Genomic DNA, 7,486 nt, shown 5'->3' on the forward strand with positions numbered 1-7,486 from the left:
GGCCCTGGTAGTAGGGGAGCGCTGAGGCTCCGCCGAGGTCTTCGACAACGATCAGCCCGGCGGCCCAGGCTTGAGTCGCGAACGCCGTGCAAAATGCCAGCGTGGCAAGGATCTTCTTCATGGATTGGTCACCAGTAGGTTGACGCCGAGGACTTGGCTAAGGTGGCGGGATACCGTCCTACGGTATTTGGCGGCAGGCGCGCCGCCGGCGGGGCGGTGGTAGCGGCCGGCAACCTGGATCCAGTCCACCGGTCTTCCCGGGGCGGATGCATACAGGGCGTCCCGCTGCTCGATCAGGATGTCGGAGGTGGCGTCCAGGTTCTTGTACGGATCCAGGGAGTCGCAGGGGCTGGAGAAACGATGTCCGTTCCAGCCGATATTGACCTGGCCGAGGCCGGAATCGACGCTCTTGGCCCCGTAGAGGTTGATTGCCGCGAGTAGCGCTGTGCAGGCGGCGGTGCGGGTCGCGTAGTAGTAGGATTTCCCGGCGACGTTCAATGTCCAGGGCCAGGGAACGTATTCGCCGCGCAGCAGGACCTTGCTCTCGGTCAGCGCGACCGAATAGAGCACCTCGGCCGGAACCCCTTTGGGCAGGGCGATCTGCTTGTACGCCGGCGGAGGATCCACGGCGGCCTGAGCGATGTTGGCCAGGACCAGCAGGGCGGCCAGTTGGAGGGCGCGGATTACAGACGTTGCCATCGGCCGTTCACCTCCTGGACCAGGGCGGGAAGGGCCCCGCCCAGTCCCAGGGCCATCCAGCGGCCCTCGTCATGATTGAGCGTGATCTGCTTGCTGCGAACCTTCTTCGGGTCGACGCCGGCGAGGATTGCCCAGTGCCGCACTCGCTCTGCGTCGTTCTGGCTACCGACGAAGTAGAGATCGAACTCCTTGTTCTGCTGCTGCAGGTCGCGCACCCGCTGGATGCAGGCGGTGCAGTTGTCCTGGACGAACAGGGCCAGGCGCCCGCTGCTCTGCAACGCTGGGCTCATGTTCGGCGCGCCCGACGGGTTGGCCGTGCTGCTTTCGGTGAGGCGGATGACCCCCTCGCCTGGATAGGCGCGGGCGAAGGCTTCGTCGTATGCGCGCTGGTAGGCGAGTTCCTTCTCGACCCGGCGCCGTTCGGCCTGGACCTGTAGATCGGCATACCGCCGCCGTTCCTCTGCCGATCGCGCCTCGATGCCCAGCGCGGTCAGCGGGTCAATGCCAGGTGAGTACACGCCCCGGGGGCCTTGCATGAGCGTCTGGTAGCGGGTCCATTCCTGTTGATTCAGTCCCCACTCCTGGGCCAGGTCGCTCTGAGATGTCTGCTGTTTCAGCGTGTCGAGTTGGCTACCGGACAGCTGGCTGCTGGCCTCTCGGCTTGCCGCAGCCTCCTGGCCGACTGCGGGATAGCTCAGCAGCAGCACCAGGCCGGACAGGAGCGATACGGTTCTGTTCATGTGCGGGGTCCTATGGTTGGATGCGAACGCTGCGCGAGGCGCCGGCGACGTCGAAGTGCGCGGTACGATCGTCAAGGTCGGTCAGTCGCCAGGTCGTGCCGGCGACGGCATCGCCCTGGCGAATGAGGTAGATCTGGCTGAGCTGGGTGGATCCCGGAGGTGCAACCGACAGAAACCGTTCGCCCCCGCGATACTCCACGCCGAGGATTGAGAAGGGCGGAGGCTCGATTGGCTTGGGTTTCGGCTTGGGCTTGGGCTTGACAGGGAAGGCACCGCGCTTCGGTGGAGGCACGATCAGCGGCGGAGCCTTGGCTTGCTTCTCTTGCAGCGTGCGGACAGAACCGTCCAGCGTCTCCACTGTAGCCTTGAGCACCAGGAGATCGCCGGCCGAGGCGGTGGTTTGAGCCAGGTTCTCGACGGCGTCGGAGGCCTGCTTGGCGAAGGCCTGCGCGGCGTCAATGCGGTTGGACAGTGCCTGCTGGCCTGAGCGGAAGTCCTCGTTGCTGACCAGGTGCTGCCCATCCACGGCGTCGAGGCGCTCGTCGACTCGATTCAAGCGAGCCAGGATCGCCTCTAGCGAGGTCTTTTCCGCGGCACTGTCCACGCCTGATCGGAGCTGAATGAGTTGGTATTGCTGGTAGCCCAGCAGGCCGGCCATTGCCGTCAAGCAGAGGCCAAGAATCATTGATGCAGGGGATGGGCGTTTCATGAGTGTCCTCGCGCGAAGCCAGAGACACCCTCTCAGACTGCCCCCATTGAGGCAGTAGGAAATACTCGGTGAGTGGGGGTGGGATTTTTTTGGATAGGATTCTGGCGAATCGCCGGGCCTGATTCGCTATGCGAAGATCAGTCGACTCTGGGTGCCCTTCACACGCATCTAGGCTGCGTCATTTCTGGTTAACACTGCTTCGAGGAAGCCCTAGGCTATGAATACAGACCTTCCCCAGCTCGAACAAACCATCATTGAGATAGCGTGCCAGGAATTGGTTGAAGCTGGTCAGCCAAGCCAAAACTCCCTGTCATGCTATGTCGCATCTTTCGAGTCTACTCATCTGGCTTGACTCGTTCGATGGCTAAAGCCGCTTGTGCAGTGGAGCCTGGCTGAGGCGGGACACTAGCTCAAGATGAGCGTGGCCGTTGCTGGGGTGAGTTACCGACAATCACTCGTCTTCGAACTCCGCCTTTCCCTTCTGGACCATTGAGATGGGAGGTATAAAAAACATTGTCCGCTGCGCCGCCGGCATCAGGATATCTGAGGACTTGATGCTGCTGCCCTTTCGCCGCTTGGTGCCACTGTCCTTGTCGTAAACCTCGATGTCTTTGCACAGAATTGGCATGTGGAGGGCCTCGCGAACGATGCTTTCGTTGGCCATCGTGCTGTTGGCCATGCTCTTCATCATGTCCTCGAACGTCTGTACAGGCTGTTGGTAGATCTGCCTGGGCAGCAGCTCGGAAAGCTCTCTCTCGATGCGTTTTCCGGTGACGTTATCGAAGAAATGCTCTTCACCGAAGCCAAGGTTTTGCTGATCGGTAACCTGTATATCGCGCTTAGTGTCGTACCCCACGAATAGCGCGGGCGTCATTGCGTGCGAAAAGTGGTTGCCGTACTTCCAGTGGATTTCCTTCATCACAGCGTTGGCGCGATAGCTCTTGGCGAGATGAATGAACCAGTAGGTGCGAGGGTTAGCGCCAAACGGCGTTATGAAGAATACCGTCATGAACTCTGCGCCGCTTTCTTTCAGTATGCCCTCTGCCAGGAAGCGTTGAATGAGGTGCTGCCATTCATGACGCATCGTGGCCTTGAAGGAAGGGAGTTTAGCCCACGGAATGTATTTCTCAAGGTCAATATTCTGGAGCGCCTTACGGTTTTCCTCCCGCTCAGAAAGGTAGTCAATCAGGCTGTCAACGTTGAACGTCAGCAACACCTCAGCGTTTCTCACTTCCTGAAAGATGGCGCGGATGCTGGAGAATGGAACATCTTTGTAAGCGTACTGATCCAACAAGAAAATTGCGCGTTGAGAGAATTTTAATTTCTTGATCTGATTTATTAGCGCAGGGAGAGCGTTGGTGAAGCGTGACTTTATCGGGAATACGTCCTTGTCTATTAAGTGCGAATATCCTTTCGCGTTAAGTACTGCGTTCAGATAATCTATGTTGTCCTTTTTGATGTCTACAAAATAGTACTTGGCAATTACTTCGCGGTCTTGTTTTCTCAGGGTGTTAATTTCCGCAACTGTCTGGCGAACGGTCTCCAACGCGATGATCGGCGATCCATAGTGGATGCCTATACCATCATCGTCTTTGTAAATACCCCCTCCACAGAACCCATCGATGATGCTGATTCCTATTCGAGGGATCATCTGGTTGCTCATCACGACCGTTATGTAGGAGCGAATATAGTCCTGAATTATCTTGTGTTTGATCTTGCTGTGGGGATCAATCTGAGGATATGTCCCGGTGGAAATATTCCACTTGTACTTTTCATCCTTGGCCATCCGGTAAGTCCTTTAACTCAGGCTAAATTCAAAAGAGGTATTTCATCCCAGGTCTGGCCGTTTAGCAGCCGCCCGTTTGCTTTTTTAGAGCGCTTGACTCCATCCGCCCCCCATCCGCCCCACTGCTTGAAAAAGAACGCGGAACCGGAGATATCGCACTGACGATGAATGTTGTCGACCCATTCTTGCTGCATGGGACGCGCTTTCGCGCCTGACTCGCCTCCAACGATCACCCAGTGGATATCGGTCAAGTCTATTTCACCGAGATCTTCCAGAAGGGGCTCCGCCGAGAGGAAGCGGATTGTGGCATTCACACGGCGCAAGCAGTCGATACGAGGAACGCCATAGGCCTTGTCTTCGACCGATACTCCAAGCCAGGCGTTGGTAGGTGGAACGCGCTTGCTGAAGTAGTCAGCCAATCGTTCCGCGCGCTTTGTCAGGATTTGAAAGGTATGTTGCGTCGCCTCACGAATGACGTCAAAAATCTGATCGATGTAATGGTCAGGGACTTTCTCGTGAAACAGATCCGACATGGAGTTTACAAAATAGATAGTCGACTTCTTGCGCTGAAGCGGTTCGCGAAGTTTCTCTGGACGCAGGCTAAGCTTGAAACCATTTTCATAACCTGGAGTGCCCATGGCCTGCAGTCGGTGCGCCATGTTCTCGGCATAACAATGTTTGCAGCCCGGCGATACCTTGGTGCACCCCACAATGGGGTTCCAGGTCATTTCTGTCCATTCTATGCTCGTCTGGGTACTCATTGCACTGTAACTCCTGTCGTGCGCGATGCTCATGTAAATCGGGCGCGAATCAAATGACTATCACCTTAGTGATTGGCCTTTCTGTTCGAGGTCCTGTCAAATTGTAAGTGTAACACATCTATCCAGATAATCTCAGCTAAATAAGAATTGCTTAATATGGTATTTGGCTTACAGTTTTATGGGGTGTTAAAACTTTCTTGTCGTCGGCTGGTTTGTGGGCTGTTGGTAGAAACTAAAAAATCTCTTTTGGCGAAAATGATTCTGCGCAGAGCACCCAGCGCTCACTTTTCCTCGGCCAATGAGGCCTTACTGGATTCTTTGTCCGCTTTCGAACATCCGCATCCAGATTTATGATTTTCCCTTCTTTAGCTAGATCTTTGAATGCGAGTTGCAGATCCGTCGGATAGAGGTCGGTTTCCTCAAGGAAGCTTGCCCAGCAATCATTGTCCACGAGCAATGGTGTGGCGGATAGGCGTGTCAGCAAATACTTTTTGGCGAGCATCCTGTTGTCCCGAACATTGACTGGCTCGGGCTGATCCTCAGGTGAGGAGAAGAGGTCATTAACAGGAAGCCTCTTGCTCGATTGCCGCCTGAGCTTGGTCTCGAACTGACTGACACGCTGAACCATATCCATCTGCTCGGCGGCCTCTTTGAAGACAATTAGCCCTTTAGAATGTCGCGTGAGATAGATCAGGAAGTACAGGACGCGGTCCATGCCCGGCCGCTCAACGGTAACGTACGCAGTCTTGCCGTTGTAGATATCTCCTACCGCCTGGCGGTATTGGGAAACAATAATTTGTCGCCGCTCGGTTGCCGACTCTTTGCCTGAAAACGTGATTGCCTTACCGAGCAACTCTTCAATGTTCGCTTGCTGGGCCGTCATCGACATTGCTCGGTTGAGGAAGTCGTACATCAGGTTGATGAGAAACTCGGCTCTGTTCAACGCCAATAGCGGCGCCAGTACCGGTGCGTTGATAACCTTTCGCCAGCCCTTGGGATCAATGAAGAAGAAGGTGAAGCCAAGTTTGGCCCAGCTTGCGATATCTTCGATTTTCGTCGTGTAGTCGCCGTGCATGCAGCTGGCGTCTACGACACTGCCCGTATCGTTGGAAAGGAATCTCTGCAGCTTCGCAAAAGCATTGTCGTTTTTTTCGATATACAGGGCGCGGAATCTCACCTTTGCGCCATGCTGCTCTTCAAGCGTCTTCGCGCAATCCTTCATCAGGCTCAACGAGATACCAATGGAGGTGTCCCGCAAGTCATCAGACTCTTCCGACCAGGGGCCGGCGAAGCAGTCGACGTAATTGATCACCTTCTCACTGCGGCCGATGATCATGATCAGCCGCTGCAAGTAAGTTCTCAGAATGGTGTGCTTGACGTATGCCTGTTCTCTGCCCTGATATTCTATCGGCATCAAAGACATTTCACCTCCTTGTTGACCCATCTCGGTCTCCTGCCACGGATCGGCTAATCACGTTGAGCGACGTCGTAGTGGCTATACGGTATCGTAGCCCTCGTGGCGTGGCTATGGGGGCGGGGTATGCTTAAGTGCTGGTCGCTGAAACTGGTAGAGCGTCGCGGTGTGAATCGCCGCAGGTTTCGTGGAGGCCGTTTCGTTTAAGTCAGGCCGCCATGGCCTGACTTACTTGTTGCTGGTGGAAGTTTGCCTCAGCCTCCACAGGTGGGATATAGCCGAGAGAACTCAGCAGACGCTCATGGTTGTACCAGATGCACCCATCTCAAGGTCGCTATCTCGACAGCCTCGCGGCTCTTCCACGATTGACGATGTATCACTCAGCCTTGTACAGCCCGTTAATGGTTTCGGTCAGGGCGTTGTCATAGCTATCACCTTTGCTGCCGACCGGGGGCTCGATACCGGCTTCGGCCAGTCGCTCGGTGTAGCGGATCGAGACGTATTGACTGCCTCTGTCGCTGTGATGGATCAGGCCACCGGTGCGATGCGGCTGACGGGCGTACAATGCTTGCTCCAGCGCATCCAGGACGAAGTCGGTCCTCATGCTGGTACTGACTCGCCAACCGGCGACGCGCAAAGACGTCGATCACGAAGGCCACCTTCAGTCGCACCTATTTCGAAAAACTCGCATTTATTTCGAAAGCCTACAACTTCGATAAGCATTATATAAAAAAGGCCACTCAAAGGTGGCCTATCTGTTCATGCTGCAATGAGTTGTCGTGCCAACGCCATCTCCACCGAATCTCCGTCTTGGTTCAATGAGTCGAGACCTGACTCGGGAACGTCTCCCGACGTGCTCTGAGCCACAGCGATCTTCTTGGCCATCAGTTGCAAGCAGGTGATCTGCGAGCTGCCGGCGTAGCCGAAGAACACCACCCGCACCGGGTGCCTCTGCCCGATCCGCCACGACCGCCGCGCGGCCTGCTGCAGGGTGTACACGTTGTATCCCGTCTGCAGGAACGCGATGGTCGGGAAGTCGAGCAAGTCCAGGCCGGTCTTCACCAGTTCCGGGTTGGTGATCAGCACATCGATGCCGCGTTCAACCTGGTCGAGGATCCAGTCCTCGCGCCGAGAGGTAACGACCGAAGCACGTAGCACTGCCACCTTCAGCCCAGCCTGCTCGAGCACTTTCTTCAGCCTGGACGTGGTGTCGCGCGTTCCGCTGTAGACCGTGTAGGCCAGGACCTTGCGGCCCTTCGCTTTCTCCTCGAGGCAGAGGTCCAACAGCGCCTGTTCCTTTGGCATCAGTTGCTCGTCGCCGAAGATCGCTGGCACGAAGGCCAGTGTGTCCCGGGTTCGCGGATGCTTGACGATCTC

General features: G+C 56.2%; 7 protein-coding genes and 2 pseudogenes. All 9 read right to left on the reverse strand.

The window, feature by feature from the left end; all coding sequences use genetic code 11:
* Positions 1–121: pseudogene (locus JHD77_RS28400) on the reverse strand (integrating conjugative element protein); the annotation flags it as partial.
* A complete protein-coding gene (locus JHD77_RS28405; RefSeq protein ID WP_003117072.1) occupies positions 118–699 on the reverse strand; it encodes a hypothetical protein in 582 nt (193 codons plus the stop codon). The gene JHD77_RS28405 and the pseudogene JHD77_RS28400, both read right to left, overlap by 4 nt.
* Entirely contained in the window at positions 684–1,439 is a 756-nt protein-coding gene (locus JHD77_RS28410; RefSeq protein ID WP_003099814.1) for a TIGR03759 family integrating conjugative element protein, read from the reverse strand. The genes JHD77_RS28405 and JHD77_RS28410 overlap by 16 nt, the downstream gene beginning before the upstream one ends.
* Before the next feature lie 10 nt (positions 1,440–1,449).
* On the reverse strand, positions 1,450–2,148 hold the full coding sequence (locus tag JHD77_RS28415; RefSeq protein ID WP_023094353.1) for a hypothetical protein: 699 nt from the start codon (positions 2,146–2,148) through the stop codon (positions 1,450–1,452).
* Positions 2,149–2,599: 451 nt separating this feature from the next.
* On the reverse strand, positions 2,600–3,934 hold the full coding sequence (locus JHD77_RS28420; RefSeq protein ID WP_003117070.1) for a three-Cys-motif partner protein TcmP: 1,335 nt from the start codon (positions 3,932–3,934) through the stop codon (positions 2,600–2,602).
* 17 nt (positions 3,935–3,951) lie between these two features.
* On the reverse strand, positions 3,952–4,695 hold the full coding sequence (locus tag JHD77_RS28425) for a phage Gp37/Gp68 family protein (RefSeq protein WP_003117069.1): 744 nt from the start codon (positions 4,693–4,695) through the stop codon (positions 3,952–3,954).
* Positions 4,696–4,927: 232 nt separating this feature from the next.
* Positions 4,928–6,139, reverse strand: a complete 1,212-nt coding sequence (gene tcmP, locus JHD77_RS28430; RefSeq protein WP_223697283.1) for a three-Cys-motif partner protein TcmP — start codon at positions 6,137–6,139, stop codon at positions 4,928–4,930.
* A 178-nt stretch (positions 6,140–6,317) separates the two neighbouring features.
* Positions 6,318–6,774 (reverse strand): annotated as a pseudogene (locus JHD77_RS28435) (IS3 family transposase); the annotation flags it as partial.
* A 94-nt stretch (positions 6,775–6,868) separates the two neighbouring features.
* The coding region (locus JHD77_RS28440) for a helicase-related protein (RefSeq protein ID WP_267907549.1) at positions 6,869–7,486 on the reverse strand (618 nt) is incomplete at its 5' end.

Source organism: Pseudomonas sp. P20 (genome assembly GCF_016463925.1).
GTDB lineage: Bacteria > Pseudomonadota > Gammaproteobacteria > Pseudomonadales > Pseudomonadaceae > Pseudomonas > Pseudomonas aeruginosa.